Genomic DNA, 23,416 nt, shown 5'->3' on the forward strand with positions numbered 1-23,416 from the left:
TCTCTCCGCTCACGGGGTCTTGTCCCCCTTGGTGGACAGCGGCACCTCCCGGATGATCAGCTCCTTCATATAGTCCGGGGTCAGGATCTCCGGCGTCACGATCGGATCCTTGCCCGGCACATAGAGCACATTCACCGGAATGGCCGCGCGGCCGAATTCAGCCACCTTGGCGTCGATCTCAGGATCCGGCTTGGTCTTGTCCGCACGCAGGGGGATGATTCCGCGCTCCTTGAAGAGCGCCACCACCTCAGGGGTGTAGGCCACCTTCTTGTTCACCTGGCAGGTCGCACACCACTTGGCGGTGAAGTCCACATAGACGGGCACATCCTTGTCCAGATAGTCGTCCACCTTGCCCTGGCTCCAGCGTTCCCAGTGGAGACCCTTGTAAGGGCCCGTGGCCAGATAGAAGCCGAGAGCGGCAAACAGCACCGTCGCGAAGCGCCCGATGTTGCGCGCCTTGGCCGAGCGGTAAGGCGTGGCCCAGCGGCCGTAGATCCAGCCCGCCATCGCGATGAACACCATCCCGAAGATCACCAGCAACAGCACATCCGGCTCCACATGGTCCATGTAGACCCAGAAGAAGAAACCGGCCGCCCCGATCAGCAGGAAGGACATTGCCTGCTTGAAGGACTCCATCCACGCGCCGGGACGCGGCAGCATGTCGATCAGCTTGGGAAACAGCGAAAGCAGCAGATAGGGCAGGGCAAGACCAAGCGCCATCACAGTAAACGCGGTGAAGAACTGCACCGTCGGCAACACGATCGCCGCACCGATGGCGGGGCCGAGAATCGGCGCCGAGCAGGGAGTGGCGGCGATGGTCGCCAACACGCCGGAGAAGAAGGAGCCGGTCAGCCCGTCCTTCGATTGGAGCTTGCCGCCCACACCGGTCGCCGAGGCCCCGATCTCGAAGAGACCGAACATGCTCAGTCCGAAAACGTAGAACAGCATCACCAGCCCATACACGAACCACTTGTTCTGCAGCTGATAACCCCAGCCGATCTCCGCGGTCGAATTCTCCCGCAGCACGAAGAGGATGCCACTGATTACCCAGAATGAGATCAGCACACCGATGGCGAAGGCAAAGCCGTGCATCGCCACCTTGCGCCGGTCCTGGCCGGACTGTTGGACGAAGCCCATGATCTTCAGGCCGAGCACCGGGAAGACGCATGGCATCAAGTTCAGGATCAGACCGCCGATCAACATCCCGCCAAGCACCGGCAGGAAATCGGCGAGAGAGAGCGGCTTCGCGGGCGGCTTGCTGAAGGCGTGGCTCGGCACCAGCACCGCGTGGGCACCGGACTTCGTATCCAGCGCGCTCTTCGAGACCAGCATGCCGGAGACTTCCTTGCCTTGCTCGATCTTGCCCAGAACGTTCTCGGTGACGCGGTTCAGCGTGAAGACCCAATCACCGCCTTGTTGTGACACCGTGCTGCCTTGGCTGACCGAAGCAAGGTAACGAACCTCGGGGATGAAATCGATGTCCGTCGGCATCGTGGTGCCGGCGGGCGGAGTCACTAACAGACGAACCTGCTTGCCGGCGTTTTCGGAACGGAAGTTCCAACCTGCAGGGCTCGCGGGCCCCTCCGCGCGGGCTTGGGCAAAGAGCGCACTTTGGGCGGCATCGATTTCCGCGGCGGCCTTGACCGGGAGCGACAGCGCGATCTTGAGATCTTCGTCGACGCAGTTGAGCGGGTTGCAGATTTGCCAGGCTGCCTTGCCCTTGAGCTCGAATTTGCTGTCCGGCTTGAGTGAGGCGGGTGGCGTGATCTCGATCAAGAAGACGGGCGACCCTTCAAAAATGAAGCCCTTGTTGAGTGGGCCCTCATGGACATGCGGCACCGGGTATTGCAGCGGTCCCGCGCTGGCACCTTCGGGCAACGTCCACTGGATCGTTACCGGCTGCTCAATGCCCCCGGAGTTGGCAAAATAGCTGTGCCAGCCCTCAGGATGGCTGAGCAGCAGCGCTACGGTGAAGGGCTTCCCGGGCTGAACCGCGCTGACTTCGGGGATCAGTTTCGCGACCGTCTTGGACTTCTCGGTGGCGGCCCCGGGGATTCCCGCGCCACCGAAGCCGAAGTCGGGTTTCTCCTCTTGGGCATGAGCCGCTGACAGCGCCAGGAAGACGAGGAAAGCGGAGAAAAAATGAAGGATTTTACGCATCGGATGCCAGTTGGCGCTTGTGAAGCTAGAGGGCATGCCGCCCGGGGGTCATCCAAAAAAATGCCGGACAGGCCTTGGACCTGTCCGGCTGGAAAGAAAAACGCGTTTGTCGGCGGGACTATCAGCGATAGTAGCCTTGGCTTTCTTCGTAGCGGCGTTGGTTCTCTTGGTCCTTCTGGTTGCCGATCGCACCACCGATGGCGGCTCCGGTGGCCGCGCCGATCAGCGCGCCCTCGCCGTTGTGGCCGTGGTTCTGGTTACCGATGATGGCACCGGCACCCGCGCCCACAGCTCCGCCGATGAGGGCCCCGTTGGTGGCATTCGGACCGCAGCTCGTGGCCAGCCCGGCGATCAGAAGAGAGGAGAGAATGGCGAGGGAATGTTTCATGGTCTGTGAATTAGTGTGCTTGCACCGGCATTTTCCGCCCGTTTGCGCTTCCCGCAAGTGGGTGGGATTTGGAGTGCTTACCGTCTTAGACTAGCACCGCTCCGGATTTATTCACATACGTAAAGTATCGAGTGCCGCCGCACAATCGCGGATCAGGCGCGGGCCTTGGAAAATGAAGGCGGAGTAGATCTGCACCAGGCTCGCACCGGCTTGAATCTTATCCACCGCGTCCTGCGCGCAGGAAATCCCGCCGACGCCGATGATCGGAAGCCTGCCGCCGAATTCTCCTGCAAAAGCACGGATGATCTCCGTGCTCCGTTGTGTGAGCGGGCGTCCGGAGAGGCCGCCGGCTTCACCCGCGCGTGGGTGACCCGCCACCGGCTCGCGCGCCAAGGTGGTATTGGTGGCGATCAAGCCGTCCAGCCCGCCATTGAGAAACACCCGCGCCAGCGCGGTGACGTGGGGTGGATCAAGATCCGGCGCGACCTTGAAGAGGAGGGGCACCTTCTTGCCGTGCTCCTTGGCCAGAGATTCCTGTTCCTTCTTCAGCCGCTCCAGCAGCCGTTCCGATGCTTCCTCTCCCTGCAGATCCCGCAGGCCGGGAGTATTCGGCGAGGAAAGATTCACCGCGATGTAATCTGCCACCGGGTAGGCGGCACGCAGGCAGGTGAGGTAGTCATCCGCCGCGTTCTCGTTCGGCGTGTCCTTGTTCTTGCCGATGTTGAAGCCGATCACGCCCTCGAAGGCCTTCGACTTCTTCACGTTGGCGACCCCAGCGTCGATGCCCGGGTTGTTGAAGCCCATCCGGTTGATGATCGCCTCGTGCTCGACCAGGCGGAACAAGCGCGGCTTGGGATTTCCTACTTGGGGGCGGGGAGTGATCGTGCCGATCTCGACAAAGCCGAAGCCGAGTCGTCCGAGGGCGTCGATGGTGTTGCCCTCCTTGTCGAGGCCAGCTGCCAGACCGACGCGGTTCGGGAAGCGCAGGCCCATCACTTCCACAGGCGCGATGCACTCGGACGCGGGGAACAGGGCACTCAGCAACCGGGATTCTTCGGCAAGTCGCAGGCCTTTCAGGCTCAGGTGGTGGGCGGTCTCCGCGTCGAGCCGGAATAGCAGGCTGCGGGCAAGGTCATAGGCATCGGGCACGGCGGGAGCGTGTACGGCAGCTGGATTACCTCCAATAGCGAAGATCGTCTTTTGGAGAGCGGCCGGTGGTCGCTCTCTGCGATGATGCGACGCCCGTGATCGATTGGAGCGCTGGGGAAAAATTTTTCATTCCTGCCGCAATGTTCTCCAAACTTTTCCTCGCAACGATCGTTCTTACCCTTGGCGTTTGTGGCGATTGACTACTCGCCGCTGTTGATGCTTTCCGTGCCCATGACAAGGGGACCGTCGGGTGTCGCGCAGGAAACCCCTGTGCGCGCCCGACGGTCCAGTTCCCGGCGAGGCCTTACCCCGGATCGCGGGGGCGAAAGCTTGGTTCCTCCTGATTGGAGCGAATTCGCCGGCACTTGCTTTGGAAGCAATCTTTTAAGGATAGCGGAGATTTATTTTAAATATTTGAGTAATATTAAAATTTTATACAGTGGTTTGTTTTTCGGGTTCCGAACAAAGTAAAGGATAAGCTCTATTTGTTTGGCGTGTTCCGAACAAAATAAGGATAAATCAGAATCGGTTAGACTAAAATATAAGGCGGGTTTTTCTCGACAGTTGGTCGGTAGTTGTTATTTTCGCCGCCGAAGTTCGATCCAAAGCGCGATGCGCCCGGGTTGGATTGATTTCTCAGTTGGTTTCTTCCCCCCGTTTTTAACAACCCCCAGCCCCCATGAACTCATTATTCAGTTCTATCAAGCCAAGTGGCTTCGGTTCCGTATGGCAGCGCAGTGTGAGAAGGCTCTCAGGCGCTTTGATGATTGGCTCGCTGGCAACGGCAGCCAATGCCGCTGTGACCTTTAGTGGAACGAACGGCTCAAATTTGTCGGCGTCCGCTCAATTTTCGATCGTGGGAGGCAATCTGCAGATTCTTCTCACGAATACCTCGGCCTCCGATACACTGGTTCCGGCGAACCTGTTGACAGGCCTCTTCTTCACCGTGTCCGATCCGCAGGTTGCCCTGTCGCGGACCGGTGGCAGCGCGCTTCTCAACGGCAGCACGGTCTCGGTGGGCGGCGCAACTTTGGCTGCTGGCAACCCTCTGGTGGGAGGTGGTGATGTTGGCGGCGAGTTTGCTTTCCGCAGCGGTTTGACCGGCGGAATCTTCGGCGCGGGCACCTATTACGGAGTCAGTTCGAGTGGACTTGGCATATTCGGACCCGGTGACAGATTTACGACGACCAATCTGCATGGGCCGGATTCGCCGAATGGGATGAACTATGGTATTGTCAGCGCAGGAGATAGTCTGGCCACCTACAATGGCGGAATGGCGGATGAGCCGCTCATCAGCAACTCCGTGTTGATCACGCTGACTGGAACCCAGTTCCTTGACCTCAACGAGATCGGCAACGTCATGTTCCAGTATGGGACCGGCACGGATGAACCTCGGTTGACCGGTGGAACACCGACTACGACGTCGACCATCCCCGAAACATCGAGCACCTTGGCACTTGGCGGCTTGATGCTTTCTGGTGCTTTCATGCGAGTCCGCCGCAAGAGGTCCTAGTGGCTTCCGCTAGCTGGGAAGTTTTAAGCAAACAACCCGTGCTGGGCAGCCTAATTGCCGCTAACAGTTCTTAACTCTACCGAGCGCCGCCATGAATGAATGGCGGCGCTTTTGCTTTCCAGCCTGTAGCCAAAGGCAGGGCAAGGGGCAGGCAGGGTAGCCGCTGGCTCATCATCCCGCCAGCCACAGGCCAGCCCGGACTTGTTGCGCGCCGCACAGGGGCTCCATGGCTTGTCACACCAGCTCCGCCGCAATCGGATCGACCAGCGGCGAGCCCGCCAAGGTCAGCACCAGGTGCTCGCCTTTAATCTCCGCAAGCCCGTGTTCTAACAGTCGAGGTATGCCCGCCTTATCTAACAGAGATACCGGCACTCCCTCATCTGTCCGCAACATAAGCGCAATACGCTCCAGCCGCCGCTGTTCCGGATCGAGCGATTCGCTCTCGACCACCGCGTGGCCGAGCGAGCCCACCATGCGCACATAAGCGGCGGTGTCGGATATGTTCTTTACCCGTTCGCCTTGGATCGTGGAAACTGCGGAAGGTCCAAGCCCCAGATAGTCCTCGCCGCGCCAATAGCCGCGATTGTGGGTGGAGCGGTGACCTGGCTTGGCGTAATTCGAGGTCTCATAGTGCTCGAAGCCCGCGCCGCGCAGCAGCTCGTCGGCTAACAGGAAGTAGCGTGCGTTGATATCCTCGCTCTCGGCGACTTCGCCACGCCGCAGGGATTCGAAGAAGGCGGTGTCTTCCTCGTAGGTGAGGTTGTAGGCGGAGATGTGATCGGGCTGCAGGGCAATGGCCGTCTCGATGGTCTCGCGCCAATCCGCTTCCGTCTGCCCGGGAATCGCGAACATCAGGTCGATGTTCACTCCCGGCATCCCTGCTTCGCGCAGGATCCCGACCGATGCGGCGGCTTCCTCCGCGCTGTGTTCCCGGCCCAAGGCTTGGAGCACATGGGGCGCAAAGGACTGGATACCGAGCGAGACGCGGGACAGTCCCAGCTCCCGGAACAGTCGCGCCTTGCCAAGATCGAAGGTCGCCGGGTTGGCCTCCAGGGTCACTTCATCGAGCTCGTCCAAGGGCAACAGCTCCCGCAGCCCGCCGAAGAGCTTCCGCAGATGCGAGGGCGAGAGCATGGATGGCGTGCCACCGCCGAGGTAGAGCGTGCGGGGCTGCTCTCCACATCCGCCGAGCCGCTCGCGCGCCTCTGCCAGCAATGCCTCCACGAAACTGCCCACGGGAGTGTCTCCCGGGGTATGCTTGTAGAAGGAGCAATACGGGCAGACGCGGTGGCAGAAGGGGATGTGCAGATACAGCAGCAAGCACCCCGCTGTGCCCCCGGGATCGGCCGGAGTCAACCCGGCAGTGCGGTGACGAAAAAAAGCCTGCACCGCCATGGCAGCGGTGCAGGCCTGAATTACTGAATCTTGCTCAAATGGCCTTTAGCCCGCGGGATCGATCAGGACGCGGATGTATTCCTGGGGATCACCGGCCACAGGTCCCGGGCTGCGGAAGCTGCGGTAGGACCAGCCTGGTGACAGTGCAGGCAATCCGGCTTGGATCGCCGTAGCGTCCGCTCCGGTCACTTCCGCGACCGCGAGGGTCCAAGAGCCCAGCTCGTCGCTGGCTTGGACGCGGTAGAGGATGCCGTCAGCAGCGCCACTTTGTTCGGTGGCTCCGGAGAAGATCACTCCGTTGCGTACGGGCAGGGTCAGGGTGAGAGCATTCTGTCCGCCCACGCTGGCAAGTTTGGAGACCACCTTGCCGTCGGCCTTGCCGGACAGTGGATCGCCGTTCAGGGCGAATTCCTCGCGGTTGAGATTGCCGTCGTTCTCAGGATCCTGGGCTTGGCCATTGTTCGCAGGAGTGAGTCCGGCACCGCTGGCCCAAGTGTCATAGGCATTGCCTGCTGCCGCAGTATAGACCAGCTCCACGTTATTACCGTTGAGTTGCACTGCAAAGGTGCCAGTACCCGCGAAGCCTTCCTTCACAACGCTCACCGCAGCCGCATCGAAGCCAGTGGGAGCTGCCGTCGAGGTGCCGATCACCATGGTCTTGCTGACCTCGGTGAAACCGGTGGGAGTGCCCGAGACGTGGATGACCAAGGGATTGGATGGCGTAGCGGTGAAGGCCAGCGAAGCCGCGCTCACTTGATCCCAATCCGTGCCAGCCGTCGTGCCGGTCCAACTGCCGATGCCAATCAGCAGATCGGAGTCCGGCCCGAAGGTTGCTGCTCCCATGCCCAGGGTACCGATGGTCACTCCGGGTGCCACCGAGCCGGGAGTAACAGTCCCATTCACGACCGTCGCGCCGGACAGGCCCCCGAGGCCGCCCAAGGTGCCAGCCGATCCCACTGTCACGGCTCCAGCCAAGGTCCCGTCCACAACCAGGGTCCCGGCACTAACCGTCGTGCCGTTGGTGATATTGGCCGCACAGGAATTGTTCAGCACCAAGGTGCCTCCTCCTGACTTTGTCAGATTGCCCGCAGCGCTGGAAAGGTCCGGCGCAAAGGTGGTGGTGGTGCTCGCGCCGATGTTGAAGATCCGGTCGCCGGTCAGGTTGACCACGTTCTGGTTGCCGCCGGCATAGCCGCCGTTGGTGAAACTGAGGTTGCCAGTGGTTGTGAGATCCCCGGCGAGGTTCAAAAAGCCGTCTTGGTCAGTGGTGTTGAACTTCACCTGCACCTCCCCGCCGCTCGCGGTGATGCCACCGGAACCGACATTGTAGGTGGAGGCCCCGGTATTCGCCGCGATGCGGAAGATCGCTGCCGGCGAAGTCATCACCAAGGTATTCACTGTGGCAGTGTGCGCGCTGGCAACACCGAGGATGCCGGTGGTTACGGTTCCGGTCCCCGTCACCACCGCATTGTAGCGCAGGATCAACTGGGTGGCGGCGGTTCCGTTAACCACAACATTTGCATAGGTTTCGGTGCCAACCACGCCGGACAGCGAATCCGCAGAGGTTCCCAGCGCACGGACAGTGGCCGTATTCGGGAATTGGTTCGCATTGATGGTTGCGACAATGCCGGTGCCAGTGATGTCCACATTCCCCGCAAATGCATCGACATCCACCGCCTTGTTCAGGCGCAGGGTGCCGCCGCTGACCGTGATCAGGCCGGTATTCGTGTTGGGGATGGTGCTGGCGTCGGGGGTGGAGGCCGTACCTCCGAGTTCGAGGATGCCACCGCCACATTCCAACTCTCCCGGGCCGCTTACGACCCCGCTGAGGTTTCCCCCTGCGCTGAATTTCAACTTGCCCGCGGTCAGGGTGACTGGACCCGTGATGTTGGCTGCCTGCGCGAAGCTTGTCGTGCCCGGGCCTGCCTTTTCGAGGGTCCCGCCGCCAGCAATGCTATTGGTGAAATCGACGTTGTCAGGCCGGTTCAGGACCAGCGTGCCCTCGTTCTGGATCGCTCCCGCGATTTGTCCGGCACCGGGGGTCACGCCATCGCCGATGCGCAGCGAGCCTGCGCTGATCGTCGCGCCACCAGTGAAGTCGTTGGCGATCGTGTTTGCGATCGTCACCACGCCACTGCCTTTCTTTTCCAAGGTGGCCGGGCCGCTGATTTTGTTCGCGCCGGTGATCGTGTAGTTCTTGGCGGAATTGTCGAAAACGAGACCGCTGGGGCTTACCGTGGTGGTAAGGTTCACGGTCTTCTCATTACCGCCCGCGGCGCTATCGGTGAAGTTGACCGCGTCGGCACCAATGCTGCCTTGGATATAGCGGGTGGCCGTATTGCTGACCGTGGTCAGCCAGTTCGGGGTGCCCACTGCGCCGCTGCCATCCGGATCAATGTCCCAGTCGTCGCTCACGTTGCCGGCCCACTTGACCTGCTGGGTCGCGGAGATGTTCACGCTAACCGTATTGCCATTGTCGGAGAGGGTGGCGCTGGTGCGTGTCGGCAGGACCAGGCCGAGTCCGCCGACTGCGGTGCTACCGGGATCTTTGGCAGTGTATTGCAGCAGCGGGAAGGTTCCCGTGGTCAGGTTCTTGCCGACGACCTTGATCGTGGATGGCCCGTGGAAGAACAGGTTGCTGGCCGCGAGGGAAGCAATTGCCGGATTGCCGAAGCTCCCAAAGTCGAATTGCAGTGTGCCACCGGTGGTTGCACCTACGCCCAGATTATTAACGCTAAGGGTTGTATCCGACGCCTTGACCAAGGTTCCGAAGGTAGCGCCATCGGCGACTGTAACTGAGGTAGGAGGAATGTTCTGCGGATCAGGGCTGACATGATTCGAGGTATCCACCAAGGTGCCTTGGTTGACGGTCGTGGCTCCGGTATAGGTGTTGAAGCCGGTGAGCACGAGTGTGCCGGGCCCCGTTTTAGTCACCGCGGTTGCTACCGTTGGTGTTGTCAGATTGTTGGCGATGATCCCTGAGAAATTGCCCGCTCCGATGCTGTAGGTCGCGACATTGCTGGCGTGGGTGTTGGTCACGGTGCCGGCCCCGTTGAGCGTTCCGAGGCTCACCGCAAGTCCTTCGGACTGGAGGATGTTGCCCGTGCCGACTTCCCAGGTGGCGCTGGTGCTACCCGCGTTTGTGCTGCCAAAGCGGAGCGCACGGTTACCAGTCGCCCCATTCAAAGTGATGGTTCCAGCATAAGCGCTGTTGTTTCCGGTAAGGCGGAGGACGCCGCCAGCCGCCGTCGCCGTGTTCTGGTAGCTGATCGCAGCGGAGCCTGTCAGAGCCCCGGAGAAGACGGGAAGGGTTCCCGGGTTGCCGCCACCGGTCATACGCAGGCTGGTGCTGCCGACAGCATTGATTCCGCCGCTCACGGTGATGGGGGCGGTGTTGTCCACCAGATACGCCATGATGGATCCCGGATTCAGCGTGATCGCACCGGTCTGGTTGAGTGCGGGGCTGTTGTTGCTGCGGAACTCAAGTGTTCCGGTATTGTTCACGAAGATCGGCGCGGCGCAGTTGATCGAGGGCTGCCCGGTTGGTGCGCTCTGGGAGCCGATGCGCAGACGACCCGAATTGACGTTCAGGGTCACGGTGTTCTGGACGTTCATCGTCTGGCTACCACCGCCTTGCAGGACGAGTAGGTTATTGCCGCAGTTGATCGTCCCGCTGCTAATCGTCCATCCGGCTCCAATCGTGATTTGGCCATTGCCCGTGGTGCTCAAAACCTTGTTGTTCAGGTTGAAGGGCACCCCGGCGGCAGTGGCTTGGAACGCGAGATCTTCATTGTTATTGAAGGTCATCGGGTTCACGGCGGTATTCGCGTCGCTAACGTTCCAACTCTGGTTGGCACCGAGGATGATCTTCGATTGGCCGAGCCAAGACTGTTGGGCGGCGGACATGTCAATGCCGCCCGCACCGATCGTCAGCGTGTTGGCTGACGAAGTGTTCTGGAAGCCGATGAACCGCAGGGTCTGATTGCGGGCACCGGTATTGGTGGTGATCTTGATGCCCGAGACCGACATATCACCGCCGATTTGGGGAAGTGAGGCGGCGGCGGAGTAGGTGTCTCCGGTGTCCCAGAGCATGACGTCGTTCACGCCGGGAACGAGACCGCCGGTCCAGGAGCCACCGGTATTGAGGGCCACGGTGTTGGCAATCTTTTGGATTTCAGCACCGTTCGCGATGGCTTGGAGACTAAGAAGCAGGCAATAGCTGTAGCGGGAGTACAATGGGGTTTTCATGGACAATTCGGGTTGGTCGGGGAGAGGGAGCTTGGGTTTCTCAATCCCTGACTCTTGCATGCAAATCTTTTGGGCTCGGATTGTAAAGCCGGTATTTGTATGACAAGGCCTTATGCCGCTATAGCCTTGAAATATAAGGCTTTTGAAAGACCTTCAATCGCGCTCAAGGCAGCCGTGATCGGGGTGCCGAGCTCCACAAAAGTACATTAAATTGAAACGGGAAACTCCCAGTGCAAACCGGATTTCCACGCCGGGGTGAACTGGTCGGCTCGCCGGTAACCGGTATCAAGCTGAGGCGGCACGCAGCCCTACCGCCTGGAAGCAGCGGTATCGGTCCCCGCGCCCTGCGAGATAGCTATCGGGGGAGCGAGACTATCGGACCTTGAAGCAGCGCCGCGGCTTCAGTCCTTCGGAGAGCCTCTCGCCTTTCACTTCTTCTTCCCGCCGCGCGCACCACCTGGCGGACCGTCCTTTTTCTTGCCGCCCTTGGGGCCACCCCGCGGACTATCCGTCTTCTTTCCACCCCGCGCTCCACCAGGAGGGCCATCCCGCTTCTCCCACTCGCGGCGATCCCGTGATCTCACGGAAAACACGATCGGCACTCCCGCCACTGGATTGAATTCCCGCAAGCGGTTCGAGAGATAGCTCTCATAGCTCTGCGGCATCAGGCTCTTGTCGTTCACGAAGAGCACGAAGGTCGGCACCGGGATGGTGCTATACTTCTCATCCACCGCGGCGGTGGCGTAGTAGAGCTTCACCCGCTTGGCCGAGCGCTTGTCCGTGGGCGGTGGATTGATCTGGAAGGCTTCCTGCAGCATGCGGTTAAGCTTGCCGGTGCTCGGCACCTGCTTGGCTCCCTTGCGGATCTTCAGCACCTCCTTGAGCACCTGATCGACGGCTTGACCGCTCTTGGCCGAAACCGCGACGAAGGGTGCATAAGAAAGGAAGAAGAGTTCGCGCTTCACGTGCTCCGTGGCCTCTTCCATCCGCGCCTTCTTCGGCGCGTCCGGGTGATAGAGGTCGAATTTGTTCAGCACGATCAGGCAGGGCTTATTCTCCTCCAACACCATCTGCGCGATCTTGCGGTCCTGCGAACTGATCCCCGCGGCGAGGTCCACCACCAGGATGCACAGGTCGGCGCGGCGGACCGCCCGTTCGGAGCGCATCGCGGAGAACACCTCAACTGAGGTATCCCGCTTCGAGCGCGGGCGCAGGCCGGCGGTATCGATCAGTGTGAACTTCTCGCCTGCGAATTCGCAGGGCAGGTCGATGGCGTCGCGGGTGGTCCCGGCGATATCCGAAACGATGGTCCGCTGGTCATTGAGGATCGCATTTGCCAGCGAGGACTTGCCCGCATTCGGCTTGCCGACGATGGCGAGCTTGATCCCGGCGATCTCCGCTTCAGCCACGATCTGCTCGATTTCGCCGACGATTGGCTTCATGAATTCGTCGATCTTTTCGGTCAGGAATTGCATGCCCTTGCCGTGCTCTGCGGAAACCCGAACCGCCTCGCCGAAGCCCAAGCGCGCGAATTCATCGGCGTTCTTGGTGTGCTTCTCCTCGTCCACCTTGTTCACCACCAGCATCACCGGCGGCTTGGCCTTGCGTAGCTTCGCCCCAAGATCCAGATCGACGGGGGTCAGGCCGCTCTGGGCATCCACCACGAACAGGATCAGGTCGGCCGTTTGCATCGCGATATCGGCCTCGATGGTCACGGCTTCGGCAAAGCCGTCTTCCAGCGTCCCGCCGATGCCGCCGGTATCGATCAACGTGCAGGGGATGGTCGTCGCCAAGCAGGGCGCGGAAATCCGGTCGCGGGTCACGCCCGGCTGGTCGTGGACGATCGCGATCTTCCGCTTGGCGAGGCGGTTGAAGAGCGCGGACTTCCCGACATTGGGGCGACCGACGATGGCAACGGTAGGCATGCGAGGGGCTTAGGCCAGCAAGCGGCCGGGGGCAAGGGCATTACGGGCCGGTTTCGGCAGGGCCGCCCGGGTCAGGGCCCGTGATCAAGTTCCCCACTCCCGGAAGGAGAATATCAAATAGCGTGGTGTCCGGCGAAGCGATACCCCCGGTGGTGACGGTCGCAGGATCGAATCCCGGCAGGAGCTGGCGAGCGCGCCAAGGAAAACGCCTATTTCGGGGTTTCCCCAGCCGGTTTGCTCTTCTTCTCCAGCTTCTTGCGGGCGAGATGATCGTCCAATTCTCCGATGCGCCGCGCGCGGATCTTCATGAAGAGCTCGCGCGCCCCCTCGCAGGACGCTTGCTGACCGGCAATGAAGCCCAAAGCGTAGTGAATAGCGACGCCGCGGCCGAAAGGCCGTACCAAGCCAGGATCTTTGGCTACTTGGGCTTTTTCCGGATCCAGAAGCTCCACCACGGCGGAATCGAAACCCAACCTCCACAGACGGCGTTCGAGGGAACCCGGCGTCCCGGCGCCCTCATCGGCCTTGGGGTCGAGCGCCCCGTTTTTGATCATATTGTTGTATGTCTCTACATACTCCTTCCTTGTCTCCGCCTCGATGACCTTGATTTCCTCGTCGGTCTGCGCCGACGTCTTGAAGGAAGCCAAGAAGAGGCAAGCGGCAAGGATACGCGGAAGCTTCATGGCGAAGGGGTGGGTTTGCCATCGACGGCTTGGGTAGCGGGGCTTCGCCGCAATTGCCGTGAGGCTTCAAGATAGTAGTTGAAGGCCGACCACAGGGTGAAAACCGCCGCCACCAGGCAGGGATAGACCGGCGGCAGGTGGCTCACCTTGAGCATCACCCAGCCGATCGCGAACATTTGGGTCACCGTGCACACCTTGCCGGTCCAGTGCGGGGAATAGTGGACGTTCTTTGCGGAGCGCTTCACCAGGATGATCCCGATCACGATCAGGGTATCCCGGATGATCACCAGCCATGCGAACCACGGCGGGATCCGCCAATCGTTGTCGCCCCACGGGAAGGCGCTCAGGAACACGATCGCTGTGATCAGCAGGAATTTGTCCGCCAGCGGATCGATGAAGGCCCCGAACTTCGACTTCTGGTTGAAGTGCCGGGCGATGAATCCGTCCACCCCGTCCGTGGCCGCCGCGAAGACGAAGAGGCCCAACGCCGTCCAGCGCAGGCTCTCCTCTGGGTGCCTCGCCGTGACGCTCATCCCATAGCGCGCCACATAAACGGCGAAGACCGGCACCAGGAAGATGCGGCCCAGCGTGATCTTGCTGGCGAGGGTCAGCGGCACTCGCGTGATTAAAGCACAGTTCTCCAACTCGGGCGACACGCAATTCGGGCTCACGAATTCACCTCGAACGAGAGAATTTCCGCCACGATGCGTATCAAGACCCTCACATGTTGCGTCCACTCTTCGCCATCCTCCTTGCCACCGCTGCTTCTGTCCAAGCTGGCGAACTCCGGGTTCTCTCTTGGAATCTTCACCACGGGGTGGGGGAGGACGACAAGCTGGATCTTGAGCGCATCGCCAAGGTCATTTCCGAGCAAAAGCCGGATCTGGTCGCACTTCAGGAGATCGACAACAAGTGCCGCCGCTCGAAGAGCATCGACGAAGCCGCCGAGCTCGCCCGCCTTACCGGTCTTCACGTGGCCTTTGGTAAGGCGATGGACTTCGACGGCGGAGCCTATGGACAGGCCATCCTCTCACGCTTCCCGATTGGCGATACCCAAGTCCACCAACTGCCCGGCGACGGTGAGCCGCGCATCGCCTTCGAGGCGGAGGTGAAGATCGATGGCAAGCCCCTGCGGATGGTCACCGTTCACCTCGACCATCAGCAGGATGCCCGCCGCCTGAAACAGGCCGAGACCTTGGCGAAGGCTTTGGAGAATCACCACGAGCCGATGATCCTCGCCGGTGACTTCAACGATGGTCCCGAGTCCGCACCTCTGAAGGCCTTCGCCGCCCAATGGCAGGCGGTCCCCAAGAAGGAACCGAAGCTGACCTGTCCGGCTGGGAAGCCCTCCAGCGAGATCGATCATATATTCCTCGGTGGTCTGGAAAGGAAAGAAGACGCCACGGTCCTTCAGGAGAACGTGGCCTCGGATCACCGTCCCGTCGTTGCGGTGATCAAGCTGCCCGACTAATCTAGCCGCGGGACGCGTGAACGCCTTTTTTCAAGAACGGCAACGCCGTTCCGTAACAAAGCCCGGGGTTGCCGACGAAGAAGGCCACCCCGGTATAGACCCCAAACGGATCCGAACCCCACAGGGGTTCCGTAAAAGCGGGATTCACCTGCAAACTTGAGCAGACCCCAACGCTTGCTATACTCCTCGGCAATGCCCTTCTCGGGCCGCCTCTATGTCGAACTACATCCCGGGCGTCGGAGCTTTCAAGAAGCGCAAGATCCGCGACAAGCGGGTCGAGGAACTGATGGGCGCGATCAAAAGGCAGGAGTCTCCCGAACGGATCGAACGTGCTGCCGAGAAAGTCCGCGACGCGCAATTGTCGGTGCTACGCTGCTTGGAGTAGGAAGGATACCGCCAGGGAGGCATTGGTGCCGAGCAGCGCGAGGCTCAAATGGCCACGATCATCAGCCGCATGGACGGGTGGAGCGAGGTGAGCCTCGCGGATATCGTGCTCCACTACTCGACCGACAAGGTTCACCACGGGAACAACTTGTCCGATCCGCCGCCGGGTGGACCCGGGCTATCTTGAATGGCATTCGTTTAAGGCCGGTAGGGCGCGCTGGCCTCAGCGCGCCGCGAGCGATGTGGGAATCATCCGAGAGCGTAGAAGATTGTTAAGGTCCACGCGGATCGCCCGCGGCTGCCTGAGGCCAGACAGCCCTACCGAAAGTCGCCTTAAACGAGTGCCCTTCGAGCTACCTTAGGAACAGGATCGAACCCCGAATCGGGTTTTATGGTCCCTTAAGTCATCCTTGTGCTAGACGGTTCGCGTCACGCCTTTTCGATCACTCGCTTGACCGCCAGCAAAATCTCGCGTCTGGCATCGCTTTCGCAAATGCGGGGATTCAACTGCCGCGCAATAGCGACCTGGACATAAGGCTTCGCGGTGACGTCGATCATGCCTTCATCAAGGAGTTGGCCGAGCGCGGTGCCGATGATAGTTGTGTCCAAGGTGAAGATATCGAAGGCTTCAGAAAGGAATGCATCGTCAGGCGACTCCAGATCAGCGGCGATCCTCTCATCGGAGCTTAGCGAGTCGTTGTATTCGTCCAATCTGTCGTTGAGAATCCAAGAGAAGCAGTCCACCAAGGAGCTTCCCGGATTGTCTTCCCGCCACTGGCGCCACTCGTAATAAGCGGTCCATCCCTCGTCGCTGCCAAATGGAGCATCTTCGTCGGCGCAGTCCCAGAATAGCTCTTCCGCCATCAAATCACGGGATCGCGGGTGCGCTATCTCGGGTTGGTTAAACGGATCGTGATCACTCATAGCATCGGTTCTCGACGGACCGCTGCCGAACTCAAGAATTTTGCGCTCGGCCCAATAGCAATCCAGCCAAGTCCCGCACCACTTCTGCCGAATGCGCTGCCGAAAGCGAAACCCGCAGCCGTGCCTTGCCCCGCGGCACGGTTGGATAGCGGATCGCCGGCACCATGAAGCCGGCTTCTTCCAGTTTGGCGGAGGCGTTCAGCGCCGCCTCATTCTCACCTAACAGCACCGGCACGATCGCCGACTCGTGGCTCGGATCGATCACCCTGAGGTTCTCCCGGAGTCGCTGCCGCAACTGCTGACCTTCCTCAGATCGGATGATCTCCAGGGCCTTCAACGAAGCACACGCCAGCGCTGGCGGCGGTGCCGTCGTATAAACAAACGACCGCGCGCGATTCACCAATAGATCCCGCCATGCCCCGCTGGTGGCCAGATATCCTCCCGCCAAGCCCGCCGCCTTGCTCAGCGTGCCCATTTGGAAATCCACGCGATCCTGGAGACCCTCTCGCTCTGCCAGGCCCATCCCATGCGGCCCCAGCACTCCGAAGGCATGCGCCTCATCCAGGAACAGCAAGGCCCCATGTCGGTCCTTTGCGTCCACGATCTCACGCAGGGGGCACAGGTCGCCGTCCATCGAGAAGACGGACTCCGTCACCACGATCACCCGCGCCTTTGCTTGCTTGCCGCGGATACCCGCTAACAGCTTCTCCAGCTTCGCGACATCGTTGTGTGGGAAGACCCGGATCGTGGCACCGGAAAGCCGCGCCCCATCGATCAACGAGGCATGGCACAGCTTGTCCAGCACCAGCACGTCATCCTTGCCGGCCAAGGCCGGCAGCGACCCGGTAGCGGTGGCAAATCCACTCGGAAAGGTCAGCGCTGCCTCACAGCCCTTGGCCGCTGCCATCGCCTCCTCCAGCTCCCGGTGCGGTGGCAAGGTGCCACATACTAAGCGCGAGGCCGCGGCCCCCACTCCATACTTGCTAACCCCTTCGATGAAAGCCTCCGCCAGCGCCGGATGGCCGGCCAAGCCGAGGTAATCGTTGGAAGCGAAGTTCCATAGTTCCCGGCCCTCGCGGATCACGCGTGGGCCTGTGCCGGAGTCCAGCGCCCGCAGGCTGCGCAGCAAGCCGGCCGATGCCAGCCCCGCGAGTTCATCCTGCGGTCCGCTCATTCCGCTCCACTCAAGACGCCGCCGGCCGCTCCAGAGCCCAGCGCAGGAGCTTTTCAGAATCGTCCCACACATTCGGTGTGGTGCTCTTCAGCACCACGACGATCGCGGAGCGGCCGTTGAGAGTTCCAGAGCTCACCAAGCAGCGCCCGGCGAGGTCGGTGGTGCCGGTCTTGAGGCCGTCGCAGTAGGGCACCCGCTTCAGGAGCTTGTTGGTGTTCTCCAGCGTCTTCACCCGTCCGTCGTTGTATTGGAAGGAGGTGGCCTTCAGGGAGGTCATCGAGCGGATCGTCTGGATGCGCCACGCGGAGCGGGCAGCGATCGAGATGTCCCGCGCGGTGGAATATTGCGCCGCGTTTGGCAAACCGTTCGGGTTCACGAAATGCGAGTTGCGCATGCCGAGCGAGGCAGCCTTCTGGTTCATGAGCTGGGCGAAGCCCTCTTGGCTGCCACCCACGTCGCGGGCAAGTGCCCGTGCCACATCGTTCGCGCTCTTGACGATCAGCACCCGGAGCAGGTCGCCGCGGGTATAGGTTTCACCGGCCTTCAGATTGAGCTTGGTCGGCTCGCACTGGGTGTCTTCCGGGGTGATCGTCACCGGATCGCTCAGGCTGCCGGAATCCATCACCACCAGCGCGGTGACCAGCTTCTGTGTGGAAGCGATCTGTCGCTGGGTATCGGCGTTCTTGGCGAAGAGGACCCGTCCGGAGAGGGGATCGATCACGATCGCGCTCTGCGCGGCCACCGCTGGCGGTGGGGTCCGCGGCACGGTCGTGGTCTGCAGCGGCGCATTGTCAGGCGTGGAAGCTGCGGTGGGGGTGCTGGTGCTGCGCTTCGGCGGTGGCGTATCCACACCACAGGCCGGAAGCAGAACGGAAAAGGCGAGAAGTGCGACGACACGCAGGCTGGCTCGGCGAAACATCGCTGGGGATTATCGGGTTTCACGCCCGCTTCCTCAAGACGGGAAATCCACGAATTTTCGCTTGCCGTAATTTCACGACCATGGTTTGTTCCTAAGAACACTGTTCACTAAGCCATGCACGAAGGGTTGACCCAGCGCCAGAAGGAGATCGTGGAATACCTGAAGTCCGCACAACGGACCACCGGTGTGATGCCCTCCACCCGTGAGTTGCAGCACTATTTCGGCTTCGCCAGCCAGACGGCGGCGATGAGCCACCTCCGCGCCTTGGAGCGCAAGGGAGTCATCCAGCGTCTCCCCGGTAAGGCCCGTGCTGTGGTCTTCCCGGAAGAACTCGACCGCGAGGAAATCGTGGACATCCCGGTTTACGGCCAGATCGCCGCCGGTATGGCCGGTGAGGTGGAGCAGGAGCGCCTTGGTTGCGTCTCGGTGGATATCGCCTCCATCGGCATCCCGCGTAGCGCCCGCACCTTCGCCCTGAAGGTCCGCGGTGACTCGATGGTCGATGCCCACATCTGCCACGGCGACACTGTCATTCTCGAGTTCCGCGAGCCGCGTGACCGCGACATCGTCGCTGCTCTCATTGATGGCGAGACCACTCTCAAGCGTTACATCGTGAACAAGGGCAAGCCCTTCCTTCACGCTGAAAACGAGCAATTCCCCGATCTCATTCCCGCTCGCGAACTCATCATTCAGGGCGTATTGGTGGCTCTTCTCCGGAAGGCCGCCTGATCGAATCTTCCCCCCGATTCAGGCGCACTGATCCGGCGAGAACCTCCCCCTCGCCGGGTCAGTCGCTTGCTTAAGAAGGAGTGCGTGGTGATCTCCGGCGTCGTTTCCCCGGGAATACTTTTTTAGGAGCGCCGCGAGTCCCTCATCGCCCTCAGCCCACCGGATGCACTGGTTTTCAACCGGCTTGGAGGCTTGAGTGAGCTACCCCAGTAGGCGGATCCATTGCAGGTCCGTGCTTCCCTCCATACATCAGCACGCGCTCCCGTTCCTCCTCCCAGAACTCCCGCTGCTGATCAGACTCGGGCATCGGAATCTCATCCAAGCTCCGGATCAATGCCTCCACCCGCCCACACGCAGCCTCGGCCAACAAAAGCCGGCTCTCTTCCCCCAATCCCAGTCTCAAACTGAGAGGCACCGTTGCCCGCATCAACCCACAGGGAAAGGCATACCAAGGCATCTCCGGATAAGCCACGCGATACACACAGCGCGCCAAGCTGCCGAACACATGCCGGAAGGCCGGGGGCAGGGGACCTATCCCATTCTGCTCCCGTCCCAAGGCGAGGTTCAATTTTCCAGCCTCCACCTCCGCGCTCAACCACCACGGAGGCCCGATCCAAACTCCGGCACGGTTGAATGGCGGCCGGTGCTCGAGCAGCAACTCCCGCTCGCGCTCGATCGCCGCCAATGCTGACTCGCAATCCTCCCAGCGGATCGCATGGATCCGCGCTACCAAGCGCAGCGTCCGCCGCGGATGCCTCTCCGGGGTCACATGCCGGTAACTCCCGATCCGCGCCCGCAGGTTCGCCGACTGCCCGATGTACAGCAGCCGCGCGTGCTGATCCGAGAAAAAGTAAACTCCCGGGCCCCGGGGCAGTTTTGCGAAATACTCCGCGCCAAAGCGCATCGTCAGCGGATTCTCGAGACGGAACAGTCCCGGCTGACGACCGCGGCTGGCAGTGGAATTGCCGGACATGCGCTGGGACACAGTCTGCACATCCAGCGGGCTGCATTCAAGGACCCAGCATCACGCTCTTTCCCGGTATGCCGGATCTCACTTCTCCCAAGGTCGCGTCAAAATTGCTTCAAGCTGCCGAGCGGCTCTGGGTGATTGAACCAAAGTCCAATTGCGTCACAGTCCATGATTCCGAATGGTCCTCATTTCCACCAGTCATGCGCTTGCTTCTCCCCGCCATCGGGCCGGCCCTTCTGCTAGCCGCCTGCTCGCAATACGGCGAGGTCTCCATGAGGCGTCCCTCGCTGGACGGACCTGCCGGGGCTGGCGAACTCGTCGCCGCGGAACGAGCGATCAGCCGCGCGACCGGACAGCATCGCGGCACTCCGCTCAAGGCTCTCGGCGATTGCATTGAAGCACTCGATATGGCCTCGCGCGAGCTGGGCAAGCATCCGGACAATCAACTCGCCCGGCGTGACTACAACTTCGCGCTCGGACGTGCCATCGATATCTTGCGCCAGGGGAGGGCGGACGCGTGGTCCCAATCGCTGATCGTGCCCGGCTCCCATGGCGATTACGAGATTACCCGCAAGCCCGACCCGCGCCCGGAGTGGAATCCGGCCCGCTACGACTTCACGCCGGCGGACGAGTTCGATGTCGGCGGCAGCTATGTCACGGAGCGCACGGTCCGCGCGGGTATTGGCGCACCAATCGTCGCCGTCGAGCGCGAGCCTGCCAAGAATGCGCGCCAGACTTTCGCTCCCTCCCGCGTGTTCTACAGTGTCACCGCCTTGGCCCGCTTTGAGGGCCGACGCTGCATCATCTCCGCCGAGGATCCCTTGGCGGTGGAGAAGGTCAGCATCGCCGGCCACACCATGCCGCTCGCGGCGGACTTCACCGTCCCGTTGGCCGTCATGCTCCAGCAGACCGATCCGGCCAAGCACGAGTACCTCCGCGTCCTCAATCCGGAGAAGTATGCGCATACCGCGGCGATCGAGCGGCTCCAACCTTACGATCCTAACAAGACCGTCGTCCTGGTCATCCACGGCCTGATGGATTCGCAGGCCACCTGGACGCCGATGATCAATACCCTGCGTGGTGATCCGGAGATCCGGAAGCACTACCAGTTCTGGTTCTACAGCTACCCCAGCGGCTACCCTTATCCCTACTCCGCGGCGATCCTGCGCAAGGAGCTCGATGAAGTGGAGCAGCGGATGCCCTTGCGCAAGCCCATGGTGGTGATCGGCCACAGCATGGGCGGCTGCATCAGCCGCCTGCTCATCACGGATAGCGGCGATACGCTCTGCCAGAAGATCTTCGGCAAGCCGCTTGATGAAGTCCCGCTGTCCCCCCACACCCGCGATTATTTCCGGGATGAACTCTACTTCCAGCACCGCCCGGAGGTGGGCCGGGTCATCTTCATCGCCGCACCATTGAAGGGCAGCAATATGGCCAAGGGCTGGCTTGGTCGCGCCCTCGCCGGCCTCATCCGCCCCGCACAACTGGCCAACCAGGCGAGCGACGAGATGCTTCACCACACCTCCGCGCTCGCGAGCGAATTGAAGCCGAAGCGCCGTGCGAACAGCGTGGACACCCTCACGCCCGAAAGCCGCTTCGTGCAGGCGATCAACACACTGCCAACCACGCCCGGTGTGCCCTACCACACTATCATCGGCGACCGCGGTCGTGGCGATTCGCCGGATTCCAGCGACGGCGTTGTTCCCTATTGGAGTTCCCACATGGCGGGGGCGCAGAGCGAACAGATCGTCCCCTCCGATCACAGTGCCCACCAGGATCCGCAGGCCATTGCGAAGGTCATGAAGATCCTCAAGGAACACGCGAAGGATTGAGCACGCCGAGATGGAAGCGGCCCCGGCTTAATCCCGGATCTCCCGATAACGCCATGGCGAGTAGCCCCGCTTCGTCAGGACCTCCACCTCGATCTCCGCCGCATTCACCCGCCATACCGGGAGTGGACCCGCCTCATAAGCATACACCGTCTTCCCCGGCTTCGCCCACCTCGCGAAGAGCAGCACATGCTGGTTGTTGAGCAGGATGTCTCCCGCCTTCAACTCATCCCAGGATCCGAGCTTGTCGCAGATCCCCGGCAACTCCTTCGTCGATACCGGTTTTGAAAGCCGCCAGCAGCGCGACACGAAACCCGAGCAATCGATGCCACAAGCCTCCTTGCTGGTCCCATCGTCATTGAGCCGCCGCTTCTCTGCAGTCGAGATGTCTCCCGCTACTTCACCCTTCGCCAGCGAATCCACGAACTGCTGCGGCGTATCAAATCCACCCCACTGATAGACCACCCCGCGAGCCTTCTTCCCTGGCTGCCACCAGCCATTCGAGAAGCCATGCAACGCCAACGAAGTATCCGGCGTATGCACCGTGATTCCTGCGCGATCCTTGCCATGCCTCACATGCCGCTCCTCCGGCATCCACTCCACCCGGCTGTAGGTGTATGCGATGGCAATCGCCTCCTCCCGTCTAACAGATGAGGCCGGCCCGGCAATCGAGAGATCTGAACTTGCAACCGGGGAACATTGGCAAAGCAGGGCAGCGGCGGGAATGGTTAGCAACAGTCGGGCGAGCACGCCGCGGAGCTTGGGAGCGCTCTTCGCACTGGCAAATCAAAACCCGATGGTCGGTGCAGCTTGGCAAGCGGTCCGCAACGAAGAATCCTTCGCCCGTGGAAATCCAGCCCATCGGCATCATCCGTTCCTGCTTCGGCGGCAAGTTTGCGGTGCCGCGCCAGCCCGGCCTCTGTCCGAGCGCTTGGGGCGAACTGGTCTTCGAGCCGGAGTATCGCCAGGCTGAGGCCCTCCGGGGCATTGAAGGCTTCTCCCATCTCTGGCTGATCTTCGGCTTCCACCTCACCGCCGCGGCTGGCTGGAAGCCCACCGTGCGCCCGCCGCGGCTTGGCGGGAACGAAAGGGTGGGGGTCTTTGCCACCCGTTCGACCTTCCGGCCTAACGGCTTGGGACTCTCTCTGGTCCGCTTGGAGGGAATTGAGTCCCGTCCCGGTGGCTCGGTGTTGCGCTTGGGCGGTCTCGATCTGGTCGATGGCACTCCGGTCTTCGACATCAAGCCCTACCTGCCTTACGCCGAGGCCTTGCCAGAAGCCCGTGGCGGCTTCGCTCCCTCCGAGCCGGAGCGCCTACAAGTGATCGCGGAGGAAGTCGCGAATTTCGACCGCCTGCCCGAGCGCTCCCGCCAAGTCATCGTTGAGGCGCTCTCGCTCGACCCCCGGCCGCCCGCTGGCCGTGATGAACCCGGCCGCACCCACGGTGCCGGTCTCTGTGGTGTGGAGGTGAAGTTCCAGGTGACGGACGGGATCTGCCGGATCTTTTCCGTGGAAAGCGCCGAGGGTTCCGGATTGAAAGCTTAACAAATCCGAAG

Annotated in this window: 20 protein-coding genes; 7 read left to right on the plus strand and 13 right to left on the minus strand. The window is 61.5% G+C overall.

The window, feature by feature from the left end:
* Positions 1–9: 9 nt before the first annotated feature.
* The 3 genes from BV071_RS01120 to BV071_RS01130 form a co-directional block, all read right to left on the minus strand.
* Positions 10–2,160, minus strand: coding sequence for a thioredoxin family protein (locus BV071_RS01120; RefSeq protein ID WP_035601027.1), 2,151 nt, complete (start codon positions 2,158–2,160; stop codon positions 10–12).
* Between the two features lie 121 nt (positions 2,161–2,281).
* Entirely contained in the window at positions 2,282–2,548 is a 267-nt protein-coding gene (locus BV071_RS01125; RefSeq protein WP_035601030.1) for a glycine zipper domain-containing protein, read from the minus strand.
* 111 nt (positions 2,549–2,659) lie between these two features.
* Positions 2,660–3,697 (minus strand): quinone-dependent dihydroorotate dehydrogenase, encoded by a 1,038-nt coding sequence (locus tag BV071_RS01130; RefSeq protein ID WP_035601033.1) that lies wholly within the window; start codon positions 3,695–3,697, stop codon positions 2,660–2,662.
* A gap of 679 nt (positions 3,698–4,376) precedes the next feature.
* Between BV071_RS01130 and BV071_RS01135 the strand changes: the two genes are divergently transcribed.
* Positions 4,377–5,210, plus strand: a complete 834-nt coding sequence (locus BV071_RS01135) for an XDD4 family exosortase-dependent surface protein (protein WP_265593917.1) — start codon at positions 4,377–4,379, stop codon at positions 5,208–5,210.
* Between the two features lie 234 nt (positions 5,211–5,444).
* Here the strand turns inward: BV071_RS01135 and hemW are convergent, their stop codons facing one another.
* The 5 genes from hemW to BV071_RS01160 all read right to left on the minus strand — a co-directional run bounded on the left by hemW (position 5,445) and on the right by BV071_RS01160 (position 14,078).
* Positions 5,445–6,530 (minus strand): radical SAM family heme chaperone HemW, encoded by a 1,086-nt coding sequence (gene hemW / locus BV071_RS01140; RefSeq protein ID WP_035601866.1) that lies wholly within the window; start codon positions 6,528–6,530, stop codon positions 5,445–5,447.
* 120 nt (positions 6,531–6,650) lie between these two features.
* A complete protein-coding gene (locus BV071_RS01145) occupies positions 6,651–10,853 on the minus strand; it encodes an autotransporter-associated beta strand repeat-containing protein (RefSeq protein ID WP_265593918.1) in 4,203 nt (1,400 codons plus the stop codon).
* A gap of 428 nt (positions 10,854–11,281) precedes the next feature.
* Complete coding sequence (gene der / locus BV071_RS01150) at positions 11,282–12,778, minus strand: ribosome biogenesis GTPase Der (protein WP_075090818.1); 1,497 nt, start codon at positions 12,776–12,778, stop codon at positions 11,282–11,284.
* Positions 12,779–12,987: 209 nt separating this feature from the next.
* Positions 12,988–13,425: a hypothetical protein gene (locus BV071_RS01155; protein WP_265593919.1), complete on the minus strand. Its 438-nt coding sequence runs from the start codon at positions 13,423–13,425 to the stop codon at positions 12,988–12,990.
* 32 nt (positions 13,426–13,457) lie between these two features.
* Positions 13,458–14,078 carry a CDP-alcohol phosphatidyltransferase family protein gene (locus tag BV071_RS01160; protein ID WP_265593920.1) on the minus strand — a complete coding sequence of 207 codons (621 nt, stop codon included), beginning with the start codon at positions 14,076–14,078 and terminating at the stop codon, positions 13,458–13,460.
* Between the two features lie 107 nt (positions 14,079–14,185).
* On the opposite strand from BV071_RS01160, the gene BV071_RS01165 reads away from it, so the two are divergent.
* The 3 genes from BV071_RS01165 to BV071_RS35065 all read left to right on the plus strand — a co-directional run bounded on the left by BV071_RS01165 (position 14,186) and on the right by BV071_RS35065 (position 15,503).
* Positions 14,186–14,932 carry an endonuclease/exonuclease/phosphatase family protein gene (locus BV071_RS01165; protein WP_035601046.1) on the plus strand — a complete coding sequence of 249 codons (747 nt, stop codon included), beginning with the start codon at positions 14,186–14,188 and terminating at the stop codon, positions 14,930–14,932.
* Between the two features lie 214 nt (positions 14,933–15,146).
* Positions 15,147–15,317 (plus strand): hypothetical protein, encoded by a 171-nt coding sequence (locus BV071_RS35060; RefSeq protein ID WP_265593921.1) that lies wholly within the window; start codon positions 15,147–15,149, stop codon positions 15,315–15,317.
* 48 nt (positions 15,318–15,365) lie between these two features.
* The gene (locus tag BV071_RS35065) at positions 15,366–15,503 is read left to right on the plus strand and encodes a hypothetical protein (RefSeq protein ID WP_265593922.1); all 138 of its coding nucleotides are present in this window, start codon (positions 15,366–15,368) and stop codon (positions 15,501–15,503) included.
* 242 nt (positions 15,504–15,745) lie between these two features.
* On the opposite strand, the gene BV071_RS01170 is transcribed toward BV071_RS35065, so the two are convergent.
* Genes BV071_RS01170 through BV071_RS01180 form a run of 3 tightly spaced genes read right to left on the minus strand, consistent with a single transcriptional unit; the run spans position 15,746 to position 18,333 of the window.
* A complete protein-coding gene (locus BV071_RS01170) occupies positions 15,746–16,240 on the minus strand; it encodes a molybdate metabolism regulator (RefSeq protein WP_035601048.1) in 495 nt (164 codons plus the stop codon).
* Between the two features lie 31 nt (positions 16,241–16,271).
* A complete protein-coding gene (locus tag BV071_RS01175; RefSeq protein WP_052572731.1) occupies positions 16,272–17,414 on the minus strand; it encodes an 8-amino-7-oxononanoate synthase in 1,143 nt (380 codons plus the stop codon).
* A 10-nt stretch (positions 17,415–17,424) separates the two neighbouring features.
* Complete coding sequence (locus BV071_RS01180) at positions 17,425–18,333, minus strand: D-alanyl-D-alanine carboxypeptidase family protein (RefSeq protein ID WP_035601051.1); 909 nt, start codon at positions 18,331–18,333, stop codon at positions 17,425–17,427.
* Positions 18,334–18,447: 114 nt separating this feature from the next.
* Between BV071_RS01180 and lexA the strand changes: the two genes are divergently transcribed.
* A complete protein-coding gene (gene lexA, locus BV071_RS01185; RefSeq protein WP_035601053.1) occupies positions 18,448–19,062 on the plus strand; it encodes a transcriptional repressor LexA in 615 nt (204 codons plus the stop codon).
* Positions 19,063–19,237: 175 nt separating this feature from the next.
* Here the strand turns inward: lexA and BV071_RS01190 are convergent, their stop codons facing one another.
* Positions 19,238–20,035, minus strand: a complete 798-nt coding sequence (locus tag BV071_RS01190; protein ID WP_035601054.1) for a nucleotide excision repair endonuclease — start codon at positions 20,033–20,035, stop codon at positions 19,238–19,240.
* A 197-nt stretch (positions 20,036–20,232) separates the two neighbouring features.
* On the opposite strand from BV071_RS01190, the gene BV071_RS01195 reads away from it, so the two are divergent.
* Positions 20,233–21,864: an alpha/beta hydrolase gene (locus BV071_RS01195; protein ID WP_035601057.1), complete on the plus strand. Its 1,632-nt coding sequence runs from the start codon at positions 20,233–20,235 to the stop codon at positions 21,862–21,864.
* A 27-nt stretch (positions 21,865–21,891) separates the two neighbouring features.
* Here BV071_RS01195 and BV071_RS01200 read toward each other — a convergent pair whose 3' ends face one another.
* Positions 21,892–22,611 carry a hypothetical protein gene (locus tag BV071_RS01200; protein WP_265593923.1) on the minus strand — a complete coding sequence of 240 codons (720 nt, stop codon included), beginning with the start codon at positions 22,609–22,611 and terminating at the stop codon, positions 21,892–21,894.
* A gap of 95 nt (positions 22,612–22,706) precedes the next feature.
* Here BV071_RS01200 and tsaA point away from each other — a divergent pair, with 95 nt between their 5' ends.
* Entirely contained in the window at positions 22,707–23,405 is a 699-nt protein-coding gene (gene tsaA, locus BV071_RS01205; RefSeq protein WP_035601875.1) for a tRNA (N6-threonylcarbamoyladenosine(37)-N6)-methyltransferase TrmO, read from the plus strand.
* Positions 23,406–23,416 lie beyond the last annotated feature (11 nt).

The organism is Haloferula sp. BvORR071 (assembly GCF_000739615.1).
Lineage (GTDB): Bacteria > Verrucomicrobiota > Verrucomicrobiia > Verrucomicrobiales > Akkermansiaceae > Haloferula.

Bases quoted from the DNA above. Each gene is read 5' to 3' on its own strand.
- BV071_RS01120 (WP_035601027.1), bottom strand. From the start codon at position 2,160: ATGCGTAAAATCCTTCATTTTTTCTCCGCTTTCCTCGTCTTCCTGGCG.
- BV071_RS01125 (WP_035601030.1), bottom strand. From the start codon at position 2,548: ATGAAACATTCCCTCGCCATTCTCTCCTCTCTTCTGATCGCCGGGCTG.
- BV071_RS01135 (WP_265593917.1), top strand. From the start codon at position 4,377: ATGAACTCATTATTCAGTTCTATCAAGCCAAGTGGCTTCGGTTCCGTA.
- BV071_RS01145 (WP_265593918.1), bottom strand. From the start codon at position 10,853: ATGAAAACCCCATTGTACTCCCGCTACAGCTATTGCCTGCTTCTTAGT.
- der (WP_075090818.1), bottom strand. From the start codon at position 12,778: ATGCCTACCGTTGCCATCGTCGGTCGCCCCAATGTCGGGAAGTCCGCG.
- BV071_RS01165 (WP_035601046.1), top strand. From the start codon at position 14,186: ATGTTGCGTCCACTCTTCGCCATCCTCCTTGCCACCGCTGCTTCTGTC.
- BV071_RS35060 (WP_265593921.1), top strand. From the start codon at position 15,147: ATGTCGAACTACATCCCGGGCGTCGGAGCTTTCAAGAAGCGCAAGATC.
- BV071_RS35065 (WP_265593922.1), top strand. From the start codon at position 15,366: ATGGCCACGATCATCAGCCGCATGGACGGGTGGAGCGAGGTGAGCCTC.
- BV071_RS01170 (WP_035601048.1), bottom strand. From the start codon at position 16,240: ATGAGTGATCACGATCCGTTTAACCAACCCGAGATAGCGCACCCGCGA.
- BV071_RS01175 (WP_052572731.1), bottom strand. From the start codon at position 17,414: ATGAGCGGACCGCAGGATGAACTCGCGGGGCTGGCATCGGCCGGCTTG.
- BV071_RS01180 (WP_035601051.1), bottom strand. From the start codon at position 18,333: ATGTTTCGCCGAGCCAGCCTGCGTGTCGTCGCACTTCTCGCCTTTTCC.
- lexA (WP_035601053.1), top strand. From the start codon at position 18,448: ATGCACGAAGGGTTGACCCAGCGCCAGAAGGAGATCGTGGAATACCTG.
- BV071_RS01190 (WP_035601054.1), bottom strand. From the start codon at position 20,035: ATGTCCGGCAATTCCACTGCCAGCCGCGGTCGTCAGCCGGGACTGTTC.
- BV071_RS01195 (WP_035601057.1), top strand. From the start codon at position 20,233: ATGCGCTTGCTTCTCCCCGCCATCGGGCCGGCCCTTCTGCTAGCCGCC.